General features: G+C 69.3%; 10 protein-coding genes. 4 read left to right on the top strand and 6 right to left on the bottom strand.

The window, feature by feature from the left end; all coding sequences use genetic code 11:
• Nucleotides 1-6: 6 nt before the first annotated feature.
• From DKM19_RS14190 to pgsA, 4 genes are all read right to left on the bottom strand, one after another.
• On the bottom strand, nt 7-546 hold the full coding sequence (locus tag DKM19_RS14190) for a hypothetical protein (RefSeq protein WP_110696098.1): 540 nt from the start codon (nt 544-546) through the stop codon (nt 7-9).
• The gene (locus tag DKM19_RS14185; RefSeq protein ID WP_110696097.1) at nt 543-1,673 is read right to left on the bottom strand and encodes a glycosyltransferase family 4 protein; all 1,131 of its coding nucleotides are present in this window, start codon (nt 1,671-1,673) and stop codon (nt 543-545) included. The genes DKM19_RS14190 and DKM19_RS14185 overlap by 4 nt, the downstream gene beginning before the upstream one ends.
• Before the next feature lie 180 nt (nt 1,674-1,853).
• The gene (locus tag DKM19_RS14180; protein ID WP_110696096.1) at nt 1,854-2,780 is read right to left on the bottom strand and encodes a phosphatidylinositol mannoside acyltransferase; all 927 of its coding nucleotides are present in this window, start codon (nt 2,778-2,780) and stop codon (nt 1,854-1,856) included.
• 11 nt (nt 2,781-2,791) lie between these two features.
• Entirely contained in the window at nt 2,792-3,409 is a 618-nt protein-coding gene (gene pgsA / locus DKM19_RS14175; RefSeq protein WP_110705710.1) for a phosphatidylinositol phosphate synthase, read from the bottom strand.
• Nucleotides 3,410-3,744: 335 nt separating this feature from the next.
• On the opposite strand from pgsA, the gene DKM19_RS14170 reads away from it, so the two are divergent.
• The 3 genes from DKM19_RS14170 to DKM19_RS14160 all read left to right on the top strand — a co-directional run bounded on the left by DKM19_RS14170 (nt 3,745) and on the right by DKM19_RS14160 (nt 10,044).
• Nucleotides 3,745-5,877, top strand: a complete 2,133-nt coding sequence (locus tag DKM19_RS14170; RefSeq protein WP_110705709.1) for an elongation factor G-like protein EF-G2 — start codon at nt 3,745-3,747, stop codon at nt 5,875-5,877.
• Nucleotides 5,878-6,195: 318 nt separating this feature from the next.
• Nucleotides 6,196-7,767, top strand: a complete 1,572-nt coding sequence (locus DKM19_RS14165) for a glycoside hydrolase family 10 protein (RefSeq protein ID WP_239514251.1) — start codon at nt 6,196-6,198, stop codon at nt 7,765-7,767.
• Nucleotides 7,768-7,890: 123 nt separating this feature from the next.
• The gene (locus tag DKM19_RS14160) at nt 7,891-10,044 is read left to right on the top strand and encodes a hypothetical protein (protein WP_239514250.1); all 2,154 of its coding nucleotides are present in this window, start codon (nt 7,891-7,893) and stop codon (nt 10,042-10,044) included.
• Here the strand turns inward: DKM19_RS14160 and DKM19_RS14155 are convergent.
• On the bottom strand, nt 9,990-10,538 hold the full coding sequence (locus DKM19_RS14155) for an HIT domain-containing protein (RefSeq protein WP_239514249.1): 549 nt from the start codon (nt 10,536-10,538) through the stop codon (nt 9,990-9,992). The two genes, DKM19_RS14160 and DKM19_RS14155, sit on opposite strands and share 55 nt — an antisense overlap.
• 176 nt (nt 10,539-10,714) lie before the next feature.
• Here DKM19_RS14155 and DKM19_RS14150 point away from each other — a divergent pair, with 176 nt between their 5' ends.
• A complete protein-coding gene (locus tag DKM19_RS14150) occupies nt 10,715-11,260 on the top strand; it encodes an Asp23/Gls24 family envelope stress response protein (RefSeq protein WP_110696092.1) in 546 nt (181 codons plus the stop codon).
• A gap of 125 nt (nt 11,261-11,385) precedes the next feature.
• On the opposite strand, the gene thrS is transcribed toward DKM19_RS14150, so the two are convergent.
• Nucleotides 11,386-13,362, bottom strand: coding sequence for a threonine--tRNA ligase (gene thrS, locus DKM19_RS14145; protein WP_110696091.1), 1,977 nt, complete (start codon nt 13,360-13,362; stop codon nt 11,386-11,388).
• Between the last annotated feature and the right edge of the window lie 66 nt (nt 13,363-13,428).

The following is a 13,428-nucleotide window of genomic DNA, read 5'->3' as shown; positions in this document are numbered from 1 at the left end:
AAGGCATTACTCCGCAGCCAAGGCCTGTGGGGGCGCATCGTCGATTTCAAAAAAATCCGGATACGCGGTGTGACCGGCCAGTCGCAGCGTGCGGGCCAGCCAGCGACGCTGAGCGGTGCGGGCCACACCCACCGCGTTGTTGTAGAAACGGCGAGAGTAGAGCACCTTCGCCACCGCGGTGCCGAGCTCCTCCAGCAGGTCGGGACCCGTGCGGGTGTCGGCCAGCCGATCGTGGAAACGCTCCTGGTCGACCACGGCCCGCAGCGTGCGCGACAGGTCGCTCTCCGCGTGCTCGCGCTCCTCCGGCCCCGCGGTGCGGGCCTCATGCGCCGCCGCGGCCAGCACCAGGCTCGTCGCCGGGTCCAGGAGCCTGGAGCCGGCCAGCTCCAGGCAGACGGCGGTCCGCCGTACCAGGGCGGCGTCCAGGGACTCGCGGGCCAGCTCCAACCGGATGTGCAGCCGGTCCAGCCGGCCCGCCCGCCAGGAGATGTAGACGGCCGTGAGCACCACGATCACGCCCACCACCAGGATCAACGTGGTCGTCACGGGGTGTCGTCCTCCTCGACTCCGGCCGTGCTCGCCGCCACCGTCTCGTAGACGCGGAGGACATCGCGCGCGACCGTGGACCAGTCGTATTTCCAGACCGCCTGGCGTGCCTCGTCCGACAGTTTGGCCCGGCGCACGGGGTCGTCGAGCAACGCGGCGGCCTCGCGAGCGAGCGAGGAGGCGTCGCCGGTCGTGAACAGCGCCCCCGCCTGGCCCTCGCCGAGCACCTTGCGGAAGGCCGGGATGTCACTGGCCAGGATCGCGGCGCCGGCCGACATCGCCTCGGTGAGCACGATGCCGAAACTCTCCCCTCCCAGGTTGGGCGCGCAGAAGACGTCCACCGTGTGATAGGCGCGCACCTTGTCCTCCTCGCTGACCATGCCGAGCAGACCGACCCTGTCGTGGAAGACGGCCGGGACCTTCTCCAGTACCTCCTTGGCGTCGCCGGGTCCGGCGATGAGCAGGCGCAGCCCCGGCCTCTCGGCGGCCAGCAGGGTGAACGCCTCCAGCAGCACGGGCAGGCCCTTACGCGGCTCGTCCATCCGGCCGAGGAAGCCGATCACCTCGCCCCCGTCCCAGCCGGGCAGGGGCTCGCCCTCGGCGTAGCGGCTGACCGTCACCCCGTTGGGAATGAGCACGGCGTCGCCGCCCATGAACTCGACCAGCGTCTTCCTGGCCGCGTCGGACACGGCGATCCGGCCCGTGATCTTCTCCAGGGCGCTCATGAGGACCGACGCCGTGACCGAGAGCGAGCGGGAGTTCTCGTAGGAGGCGTGGAAGGTGGCCACGATCGGCCCCCGCGCCACCCAGCAGGCGAGCAGGCCCAGCGAGGGAATGGCGGGCTCGTGCACGTGGAGCACGTCGAACCCGCCCTCGCGCACCCAGCGGCGCACCCGGTTGGCCGACAGGAATCCGAACGACAGCCTGGCCACCGATCCGTTGAAGGGCACGGGGACCGCCCGTCCCGCCGAGGTCACGTAGGGAGGCAGCGACGCGTTCTCCGCGGCCGGGGAGATCACCGAGACGTGGTGACCATCCTCTATGAGCGCCTCGGCAAGGTCGCGGATATGCGCCTGAACGCCGCCCGGCACATCCCATGTGTACGGGCAGACAATGCCGATTCTCACTGCTCCCTCACCGCTCCTCGTTCACTTCGCGGAAAGCTTGCTCCGCCGCGCTCTCCACTCCGCTCACCGCGTCGGGCTCGGTAGCGACTCACTGCTCCCTCACCGCTCCTCGTTCACTTCGCGGAAAGCCTGCTCCGCCGCGCTCTCCACTCCGCTCACCGCGTCGGGCTCGGTAGCGACTCACTGCTCCCCCACCGCTCCCGGCTCCAGATCTTCCAGCCAGAGCCGCTGGAGCATGTGCCAGTCCTCGGGGTGCTCGGTGATGCCCTTCTCGAAGACGGTGGCCAGACTCTGCATGACGACGGCCACCTTCTCCTTTCTCGTGCCCTCCTCGGGGACCGCGATCTCCTCGTGGAACTGGAGTCCCCAGTCCCTGCCCTCGAAATAGAGGATCGCCGGGATCAGGGCGGCCCCGGTGTGCACGGCGAGCAGGCCGGGGCCGGCGGGCATGCGCGTGGGCGAGCCGAAGAACTGGACCTCGACCCCGTTGGCGGTCAGATCCCGCTCGGCGGGCAGGGCGACCGTACGGCCGGCACGCAGACGCGCGGCCAGGGTGGCGAAGACATGGCCGTCACCGCCGGTGAGGGGCAGCACCTCCATGCCCAGCCCTTCGCGGAAGGCGGTGTAGCGGTGAAACAGCGACTCGGGTTTGAGGCGCTCGGCGACGGTGGTGAACGGATGGCCCGTCCCGGCGAACCAGGCGCCCGCCTGGTCCCAGTTGCCCATGTGCGGCAGGGCGAGGACCACGCCGCGACCCTTGTCCAGGTTGTCGTAGATCTGTGCGTCGCCGATGACGTGCATGCGGGAGACGATCTCGTCGGTGGACATCGAGGGGAGCCGGAACACCTCGTGGAAGTAGCGGAAATAGGAGCGCATGCCCTCTCGGCTGAGCATTCGGATCGCCGGATCGTCCGGCGATGAGCCCTTGACCCTGGCGAGGTTGGACTCCAGCCGGAGCACCGACTTGCCACGGCGCTTCCACAGCCGGTCGGCGGCCACGCGGAAGGCCCAGCCCGTGAGACGTTCGGGGAGGCGGGGCACGACGGCCCAGCCCGCACCGAACCCGGCCGCGACGAGACGATCCTGCGGGGACGGCTTGTCGGTCATCGCTCTCCCGATCAGCGGAGGGTGGGGGGTGAGGCGGAGACGGCCTGCCGGTAGACACGGAGAAGGCGCTGGCCGATCGTGATCGCGCTGGCGGCCGCGAGCAGCCAGAGTCCCACAGCCAGGATGTACGGCAGGCCAAGGCCGCTGAGACCGGCGGAGACCAGTCCCACGACCAGGCGCTCGGGCCGTTCGGCGATGCCGACGTCGCACGTCATGCCCAGCCCCTCGGCCCTGGCCTTGATGTAGGACACCACCGCCCCTGCGGCGAGGCAGAACAGGGCGACTCCCGCCAGCACCCGCTGATCGCTCACGATGAACCAGAACACCAGTCCCGCGAAGATCCCGGCGTCGCCCACCCGGTCGAGGGTGGAGTCGAGGAAGGCCCCCCAGAGGCTTCCTGAGCCGGTCATCCTGGCCATGACCCCGTCGAGGAGGTCCGCCAGCACGAAGACCGTGATCACCACCGTGCCGAGGAACAGCTGGCCGCGGGGGTAGAAGAACAGCGCAGAGGCGACCGTGCCGACCGTACCGACCGTGGTGACCACGTTGGGGCTGATCCCCCTGCGGGCGAGTGCCCTGCCCAGGGGGGTCAAGATTCGGGTGACGACGGGGCGCAGAAGTTTCAGCATCGCGCTCTGATCGTAGGCCACATGTCCTGCGCGCGCGTATCGAGGTCAGGGGGTGGCGAGCCCCGTGCGGCGGAAAGCGGCGAGCCCCGCGCAAAGGAAGGCGAACCGGGAGGCAAGACGGGGCCGGAGAGGCCCGACGAGGACGCGGAAACCGGGCCGAAGCGTCTAGCGGGCAAGTCATGGGTTCGCAAGAGGATGCGCCCAGCCCTCTTGTGATATTCGCCACATGGGTATTTGGTGAACACACTGCGTTCATGCGGGGTATGGACGCGACAGCGGATCCAGGGGTGTGGCCCCACTGGCCGCGCTCCTTCGGCAATGACGCGGGAGGCGATGTGGCGGAGAGAGCAACCGGCGGAACAGCAGGAGCCGCGGGGAGGGCACCTGCGGTCGATCGGCCGGACATGGTGCGTAATGTCGTGCTGGTCGGCCCTTCCGGAGCCGGAAAGACAACTCTCGTCGAGGCGCTGCTGGCCGCGACGCGGACCATCCAGCGGACCGGCCGGGTCGAGGACGGCACGACGGTCAGCGACTTCGACGAGGTCGAGGTGCGTCAGCAACGGTCGGTGAACCTGACCGTGGCTCCGATGATCTACAACGACGTCAAGATCAACCTGTTGGACACTCCCGGCTACGCCGATTTTGTCGGCGACCTGCGCGCCGGGCTGCGCGCGGCCGACGCCGCGCTGTTCGTGGTCTCGGCGTCGGAGGGCGTGGACGGCCTGACCAAGATGCTGTGGGAGGAGTGCGCGACGGTCGGGATGCCCCGTACGGTCGTGATCACCAAGATCGACCACCAGAGGGCGAACTTCGAGGAGGTCCTCATCGCCTGCCAGGACGCCTTCGGCGACGGCGTGGCGCCGCTGTATCTCCCCGTGGTGACCAACGGCCGGGTGAACGGCCTGATCGGGCTGCTGAGCCAGAAGTTCTACAACTACGCGACCGGCACCAGGACCGAGAACTCCCCGGGCCCCACGTATGAGAACCAGCTCCAGGAGTATCGCGACACCCTGATCGAGAGCATCATCCAGGAGAGCGAGGACGAGTCCCTGATGGACCGTTACCTCTCCGGCGAGGACATCGACACCAAGGTCCTCATCGACGACCTGGAGAAGGCCGTCGCGCGCGGGGGCTTCTATCCGGTGCTCGCCGCCGGGACCGGCGTGGGCGCGCTGGAGGTGCTGGAACTCATCACCCAGGGATTCCCCTCCCCGCTCGAGCACCCGATGCCGGAGATCACCTCCCTTGACGGCACCCCGGTCCCGGCCATCGCCTGCGATCCCGACGGGCCGCTCGTGGCTGAGATCGTCAAAACCACCAGCGACCCCTACGTGGGCCGGATCAGCCTGGTCCGGGTGTTCTCCGGGACGCTGCGCCCGGACATGACCGTGCACGTCTCGGGGCACGGCCTGGCCGATCGCGGTCACGAGGACCACGACGTGGACGAGCGCATCGGCGCGCTCTCCTCGCCCCTGGGCAAGCTTCAGCGGACGGCCGCCAAATGCGTGGCCGGTGACATCGTCGCGGTGGCCAAGCTGTCGCGGGCGGAGACCGGCGACACCCTGTCGGACAAGGAGCGGCCGCTGCTGATGACCTCGTGGACGATGCCCGAACCGCTGCTGCCGGTGGCGATCCAGGCCAAGTCCAAGGCCGACGACGACAAACTCGGCCAGGCGCTGCAGCGGCTGGTGGCCGAGGACCCGACGCTCCGGCTGGAGAACAACGCCGAGACCCGGCAGCTCGTGCTGTGGTGCATGGGCGAGGCCCACGCCGACGTGCTGCTCGAACGGCTGAGCAAGCGGCACAGCGTGGAGGTGGAGAAGATCGACCTCCGGGTGCCGCTCAGGGAGACCTTCGGCGGCAGTTGCCAGGCCCTGGGCCGCAACGTCAAGCAGACCGGCGGTCACGGTCAGTTCGCCGTCTGCCACCTGGAGATCGAGCCTCTGCCCTCGGGCGGCGGCTTCGAGTTCGTGGACAAGATCGTCGGCGGTGTGGTGCCGCGCCAGTTCATCCCCTCGGTGGAGAAGGGGGTGCGCACCCAGATGCAGCGCGGGGTGCTGGCCGGATATCCCATGGTGGACGTCCGGGTGACGCTGTACGACGGCAAGGCCCACTCGGTCGACTCCTCCGACATGGCCTTCCAGATCGCCGGGGCGCTCGCGCTCAAGGAGGCGGCGGCCAAGGTGCCGATGCTGCTGCTCGAACCGGTGGACGAGGTGTCCGTGCTGGTGGCCGACGACCACGTCGGCTCGGTGATGTCCGACCTGTCCTCCCGCAGGGGCCGGGTCCTCGGCACCGAACCGGTCGGCATCGGGCGCACGCTGGTCCGGGCGGAGGTGCCCGAACTGGAGATCACCCGTTACTCCATCGACCTGAGGTCGATGTCGCACGGCACCGGGACGTTCCAGCGCGTCTTCCTGCGGTACGAACCGCTCCCGTCCCACCTGGTGGACAAAGTCGCCGGCTGACCGGCGGAGGCGTGCCACCGTCCGCTGAGAGTCCCTGAGGGCGCGTGCCGTCCACGGAGTCCTTGGGCGAGTCCTTGGACGCATCGCTCGCGGAGAGAAATCGGGCAGACACGATTCGCTCACGGAAAGGACTCGGGGAGGCGTGCGCCGTTCGGGGCGCTTCGCTCGCGGAAAGGCATTGGGAGGCGCGCACCATCCGGCGCACGCCTCCCAAAAATGTACTCAAGTCACGGTAGTATCACAAACTCATTTCGTTTTTCCGGTCAAAGCATCTCGGTCCTGGTGCCAAACTGATGAACTATGCGAACAGGACGCCCTTTGCTTGCCGCTGCCACGCTTGCCGTCGTCACCACCGGCGCCGCCTACACCTTCGGCCCGAACGCCGAGCCGGTGGGTGCCGCGGCCGCCACAGCCGCCGCGGCACCCACCGTCGGCGCGGCGGGCGAGGTCTCCGCCACGGCGGCGTGCCCGGTCGACGCGAGGTATCCCAAGCGGCAGCTGCGCGGGATCTGGATCGCCACCACCAAGAACATCGACTGGCCCTCGCGGACCGGCCTGCCGGTCGCCCGGCAGCAGGCGGAATACGTCAGGATTCTCGACAGCGCGGTCAAGCGCCGGTTCAACGCGGTGTTCGTGCAGGTCCGTCCGGCCTCCGACGCCCTCTACGCCTCGGCGGTGGAGCCCTGGTCGGAGTATCTGACCGGTAAGGCCGGCAAGCACCCCGGCTGGGACCCGCTGCCCTTCCTGGTCGCCGAGGCGCACAAGCGTGGGCTGGAGTTCCACGCCTGGTTCAACCCCTACCGCGCCTCCTACGGCACCGACCTGGGCAGGCTTCCGGTGAACCACCCGGCCCGGATCCACCCCGACTGGATCGTCAGGTACGGGGGCCAGGCCTACTACAACCCCGGCCTGCCACAGGTCCGCGACCACGTCACCTCGATCGTCAAGGACGTGGTGAGCCGCTACGACGTGGACGGGGTCCACTTCGACGACTACTTCTATCCCTATCCGGTCAGCGGGGCGACGTTCGCCGACGGCGCCGCCTTCAAGAAGTACGGCAAGGGCACGAAGCTGGCCGCCTGGCGCCGCTCGAACGTCGACAAGCTGATCGCCCAGGTCGACAAGACCGTGCACGAGACCAAGAAGTACGTGAAGTTCGGCATCAGCCCGTTCGGGATCTGGCGCAACAAGTCCGACGACCCCACCGGCTCCGCCACCGCCGGGATGTCCGCCTACGACTCCATCTACGCCGACTCCCGCCACTGGATCCGCCAGGGCACGGTCGACTACGTCATACCGCAGCTCTACTGGCCGCGCGGGTTCAAGGTCGCCGACTACAACACGCTGATGCCGTGGTGGGCGAAGGAGGTCAAGGGCACGGGGGTGGATCTCTACATCGGCCAGGCCCTCTACCAGGTCGGCACCGGCGGCGCCTGGACCAACCCCGGCGAGCTGGCCTCGCATCTCACGGCGAACCGCAAGTACGGGGAGGTCAAGGGCGACGTCTACTTCAGCGCCAAACAGCTCCTCACCAATCCGCTCGGCGCGCTCGACCGGATCGTCAAGAGCGCTTACTCCCGCCCGGCACTGCTGCCCCTGATAAAGGGGCTCGGCGGTCAGGCCCCCGCCACGCCCGCCGAGGTGAGACTCCAGGGCAAGGCTCTCACCTGGAAGACCTCCGCGAACGCCCGTTCCTACGCGGTCTACCGGGTCCCCTCGGGCAAGCCTGGAAAGTGCGCCACCGCCGATGCCCGCAACCTGGTCGCGGTCGTTCCCGCGGTGGGAGGCGCCCGCCAGACCTTCGCCGCCGCGGCGGGCGGCGCCTACCTCGTCACCGCCCTGGATCGTCTGGGCAACGAGAGCGCGCCCGCCAACCCCGCCCTGGCCTGACGTCGATCCACGAGTCGGCTGGACCCGTGGCCCGGTTCTCCCCTACGGTGCCAGCATTTGGTCAAAAGTATGGGGAGGTCACTCGTGAGGCGGACGCTTGTCGCGTTTGCGTTGGTCTTGAGCGTGCTGTGGCCAGGGGCCGCACAGGCTGCCACGCAGGCGGACGGACGGGTGGTGCTGATCGGGGTTCCCGGTCTGCAATGGAGTGACCTCAGCGCCGAGGTCACCCCGAACCTGTGGCGGCTGGCCGGGCAGGGCGCCGCGGGCTCGCTGTCCGTCCGCACGGTGGGCCGGGTGACGTGTCCCTACGACGGGTGGCTGACGGTGTCGGCGGGGACGAGGTCGGCGGTCGGCTACGGCTGCGGGCTCCCGCCGGTGCCCGACCCCGGCCAGGCCGGCGCGGTCATCCCCGACTACCGATATCTGCACGAGGTCGCCGGGCAGAAGAACGCCGGGACGCTCGGCGAGGCCGTTCACGCCGCCGGGCAGTGCACGGCGGCGATCGGCCCGGGGGCGGCGCTGGCGCTGGCCGACCGCGCGGGCAAGGTGGACGTCTACGCCTCCTCCCCCGGGCAGGTCCGCGCCGAGGACCTCACCAAATGCCGGGTCATCGCCATGGACGTGGACGATCTGATCAGACCCTACGTGGCCGGCGGACGGCTCCCCGCGGCCGAGGAGCAGCTCGCTCCCGCGCAGCGGACGACGGCGCTGCGGCTGGCCGACGCCAAGGCGGGGGCGCTGCTGAGTGTGCTCCCCAAGGACGCCAGCGTGCTGCTGGCGGGCCTGTCCGACCATGGGAGCACACCGCACCTGCGGGTGGCCGTCATGCGCCAGGGAGACGTCTCCGGCCGCTTCCTGGGCGCGGCCTCCACCCACCGCGAGGACATCACGATCCTGCCGGACATCACCGCCACGATGCTCTCGATGACCGGCATCCCGGTGCCGGCGACCGTCGTCGGGGTGCCCTGGCAGGCGGGCGAGAGCCGTACCGGCGGCGTCGAGGCGGCGCGGGTCGAGCTGAAGAACGCCGACGTGGCCGGTCAGAAGATCAGGGAGATGGGCGGGATCTTCTTCACCACCGTCGCCGTGCTCCAGGTCGCCTTCTACGTCGTCGCGTTCCTGCTGCTGCGCCGCAGGCGCGGCCTGCCCGGGGTCCGCGTGGCCGCGGTGGCGCTCGCGTCCGTGCCCGTGGCGACATATCTGGTCAACCTCACCTCCTGGCACCACACGGGGGCGCCGATGCTCGCCCTGGTCGGCGGGATCGTGGGGTTCGCGCTCCTGCTGGCCGCGGTGGCGCTGGCGGGTCCCTGGCGGCGCAGGCCGCTCGGGCCGCTGGCCGTCGTGACGGGGGTGACGGCGGCGGTGCTCGGCGGTGACCTGCTGACCGGGACGACCCTGCAGCTCAACAGCGTGATGGGCTATACCGCCGTGGTCGGGGCCCGCTACTACGGCCTGGGCAACATCCCGTTCGCGCTCTTCGCCACCTCGGTGCTGCTGCTGGCGGCCACGATCGCGCACCGGCTGACCCGCCGGAACCTCAGGCGCGCGGCGGTCGCCGTGGTGGTCGTGCTGGGGTGCACGGCGATGATCCTGGGCGGCTGGCCCGGCGTGGGCAGCGACTTCGGCGGTGTGATCGCGTTTGTGCCCGGTATCGCGGTGACCGCGCTGCTGATCGGGGGCCAGAGGGTCTCGATCGTCAAACTGGGTGCGTTCTGCCTGGTGGGCGGCGTCACCGTGATGATCATCGCCTATCTCGACTACATGCGTCCGCCGGCCTCCCAGACGCACCTGGGCCGATTCGTCGGCCAGGTGTTCACCGGTGAGGCGCTGGATGTGATCTTCCGCAAGCTCGGCGCGATGCTGAGCACGCTGCTCAGCCCCAACCTGATGCCGATCGTGATCGCCGCGTTCGCCTTCCTGATCTACGCGCTGCTGCGGCCGGAGGCGGCCAGCGCCGGGATCCTTCCCGCCGCGTTCGAACACTCCCCCGCGCTGAAGGCAGGCCTGATCGGCACCCTGATCAGCGGGGTGGTCGGCATGCTGGTCAACGACTCCGGCGCGGCCGTGCTGTCCATGGCACTGGCGCTCGGCGTGCCGCTGACGCTGTCGGTGGGCATCAGTGCCCTGGGCGGCGGCACGGAGCCCGGCGAGGCCGAGATCGAGAACCCGGACGACGGCACGCCGCACCGGGCGGGCGCCGCCCCCGAGGGTGACGCGCCGCCTTACAGGACGGGCCAGGATCCGGCGAGCAGTTCCCTGGTCTCACGGAGCAACTGAGGCAGCACCCTGGTCTGGCCGACCACGGGCATGAAGTTGGTGTCCCCGCCCCAGCGGGGCACCACGTGCTGGTGCAGGTGGGCGGCGATGCCCGCGCCCGCCACGGTGCCGAGGTTCATGCCCACGTTGAAGCCCTGCGCGCCGCTCGTCTTGCGCAGGGCGACCAGCGCCCGCTTGGTGAAGTCGGCGAGTTCGGCGGTCTCCGCCACGTCCAGGTCCGCGTAGTCCGGCACGTGCCGGTAGGGGCAGACCATCAGGTGGCCCGAGTTGTACGGGTAGAGGTTGAGCAGCGCGAAGACCGAGTCGCCCCGGGCGATGATCAGGCCGTCCTCGTCGCTCATCTTGGGGATCTCGCAGAACGGGCAGCCGTCCTCCGGGCCCGAGCCGGTCGGCTTGTTGGCTCCCTTGATGTAAGCCATCCGGTGAGGAGTCCAGAGCCTTTCGAACGCGTCCGGCGTCCCTGCCCCGTGCTGCTCCTCTGGCTCTTCGCTCATGGCGATCAGCATATTGCCAAGCGGATTCGTACGGTCTGGCACCTCCCCGCTGGAAGCCGCGAGAAGGGTCATCGGGAGAGTTCGGATGCCATCCACCCAGCATTGGCGGACAAATTGGGCGAATCTCCGGCAGAATCCCAGCGAGCGTGACCATCGACACCCGAGGAGCACCCCCCATGACCGACGTCTCCGTTGAGGACCTCACCGAGAAGACCGAATCTCCCGCCGAGGCGGGCACCGCCGACGGTCCGCATTCCCCGGACCCCTCCGCGCCCTCCGATCTGTCGGGGCTGTCGGAGCCGGCCGCCGCCGAATCGCCGGTCAAGGGCCGGATCAAGGTCGCCGACGAGGTCGTGGAGAAGGTCGCGGCCCTCGCCACCCTTGAGGTGGCGGGAGTCGCCGACCTGGGAGGCGATTTCGCCCGCGCGATGGAGTCGGTCCGCGAGCGCATCGGGATCGGGACCAGGAACGGCACCCAGGGCGTGAGCGCCCAGGTCGTCCAGGACCGCACGATCGCGGTGGTCGCGGTGGACGTGACGATCGTGGTGGAGTACGGGCACGTGGTCATGGAGGTGGCCAACGCGGTCAAGACCAATGTGTCCCACACGGTCAGCCGGATGCTGGGCATGCAGGTCATCGAGGTCAACGTCACCGTGGACGACGTCCGCCTGCCCGGCGAGCGCGTCCCCGCGCCCCCTGCCGACGGCTCGGAAGAGTCCTGACCCCCGTACGGCCCGCGTGATCGTGCCGGCGCGTCCCGGAGGCCCCGATCATGAGTGAGAAGCCGGACGGCCCGTGATCTCCGGGGAGACACGGGCCGTCCGGGACGGGTCGTACGACGGCCGGGTCAGACCTGGACGCGCCGCTCGATCGCGTTGACGATCTCGTCGATCGCTTCCTCGATCGGGACGCCGTTCCGCTGCTCACCGTTACGGAAACGGAACGAGACCGCGCCGTTGGCGATGTCCTCGTCACCGGCCAGGAGCATGAACGGCACCTTGGACTTCTGCGCGTTGCGGATCTTCTTCTGCATCCGGTCGTCCGAGGCGTCCACCTCGATGCGAATACCCCGCTCGCGCGCCTTCTTGGCCAGATCGTGCAGGTAGGGCGCGTGGGCCTCGGCGATCGGGATGCCGACGACCTGCACCGGGGCGAGCCACGGGGGGAACGCCCCCGCGTAGTGCTCGACCAGGACGCCGAAGAAACGCTCGATCGAGCCGAACAGCGCCCGGTGGATCATGATGGGCCGCTGGCGCGAGCCGTCGGCCGCCTGATACTCCAGCTCGAAGCGCTCGGGCAGGTTGAAGTCCACCTGAATGGTGGACAGCTGCCAGGAACGGCCGATGGCGTCCTTGGCCTGCACCGAGATCTTCGGTCCGTAGAAGGCCGCGCCGCCCGGGTCGGGCACGAGCTCCAGACCGCTGGAGATGGCCGCCTGACGGAGCGCCTCGGTGGCCGTCTCCCAGTTCTCGGCGGTGCCGATGAACTTGTCGGAGTCGTCGCGGGTGGACAGCTCCAGGTAGAAGTCGTCGAGCCCGTAGTCCTTGAGCAGCTGGAGCACGAAGTTCAGGAGCGACTTCAGCTCGTCCTGCATCTGCTCGCGGGTGCAGTAGATGTGGGCGTCGTCCTGGGTCATGCCGCGCACGCGGGTGAGGCCGTGGATGACGCCGGACTTCTCGTAGCGGTAGACCGAGCCGAACTCGAAGAACCGCTGCGGCAGCTCACGGTAGGAACGCCCGCGCGACTTGAAGATCAGGTTGTGCATCGGGCAGTTCATCGGCTTGAGGTAGTACTCGGCGCCCTCCAGCTCCATGGCCGGGAACATCCCGTCCTTGTACCAGTGGAGGTGGCCGGAGGTCTCGTAGAGGTGGCCCTTGGTGATGTGCGGGGTGTTGACGAAGGAGTAACCCCCCTCCTCGTGCCTGCGCCGCGAGTAGTCCTCCATGACCCGGCGGATCACACCGCCCTTGGGGTGGAAGACCGGCAGGCCCGAGCCCAGCTCGTCGGGGAAGGAGAACAGGTCGAGCTCGGCGCCCAGCTTGCGGTGGTCGCGCTTCTCGGCCTCCTCCAGCAGGTGGAGGTATTCGTCCTGCCTCTCGCGCGACTCCCAGGCGGTGCCGTAGATCCGCTGGAGCTGCGGGTTCTTCTCGCTGCCCCGCCAGTAGGCGCCGCCCGAGCGCATCAGCTTGAACGCCGGGATGGACCGGGTGGTCGGCACGTGCGGGCCGCGGCACAGGTCCTTCCAGCACAGCTCTCCGGTCTTCGGGTCGAGGTTGTCGTAGATGGTCAGCTCCGCGCCGCCCACCTCGACGTCCGCCCCGTCATCCGAACCCGCGCCGCCCTTGAGGCCGATCAGCTCCAGCTTGTACGGCTCCGCGGCGAGCTCGGCGCGCGCGTCGTCGTCGGAGACGGCCCGGCGTGAGAAGAGCTGCCCCTGCTTGACGATCTCGCGCATGCGCTTCTCGACGCGCTTGAGGTCGTCGGGGGTGAACGGGCTCTTGACGTCGAAGTCGTAGTAGAAGCCGTTCTCGACCGGCGGGCCGATGCCCAGCCTGGCCTCGGGGAAGATCTCCTGGACGGCCTGGGCCATGACATGGGCGGTGGAGTGGCGCACGATGGCCCTGCCGTCGGCGCTGCCCACGGGGACCGGCTCGATCACATCGCCCTCGGACACGACGGCCGCGAGGTCCTTCAACTCACCGTTGGCACGGGCGGCGATCACGGAGCGGCCGTCGGCCTCGAGCGCGTCGCCGTACGTCGTGCCCCCCGCCACCACACGCTCGGCTCCGGCGAGGGTGATACGAAGTTCTGGCACGGCGGACACTGTTACTCCCTGAAAAACATTCGGAGGTTGGTTTGAACCTCGATGCTACCGGTGCTCGCAACGCGA

Source organism: Streptosporangium sp. 'caverna', assembly GCF_003203775.1.
Lineage (GTDB): Bacteria > Actinomycetota > Actinomycetes > Streptosporangiales > Streptosporangiaceae > Streptosporangium > Streptosporangium subroseum.
This window is presented reverse-complemented; position numbering and strand designations above follow the sequence as displayed.

Coding starts and splice junctions, on each gene's coding strand:
- DKM19_RS14180 (WP_110696096.1), bottom strand. CDS start 2,780: ATGACCGACAAGCCGTCCCCGCAGGATCGTCTCGTCGCGGCCGGGTTC.
- DKM19_RS14155 (WP_239514249.1), bottom strand. CDS start 10,538: ATGAGCGAAGAGCCAGAGGAGCAGCACGGGGCAGGGACGCCGGACGCG.
- pgsA (WP_110705710.1), bottom strand. CDS start 3,409: ATGCTGAAACTTCTGCGCCCCGTCGTCACCCGAATCTTGACCCCCCTG.
- DKM19_RS14150 (WP_110696092.1), top strand. CDS start 10,715: ATGACCGACGTCTCCGTTGAGGACCTCACCGAGAAGACCGAATCTCCC.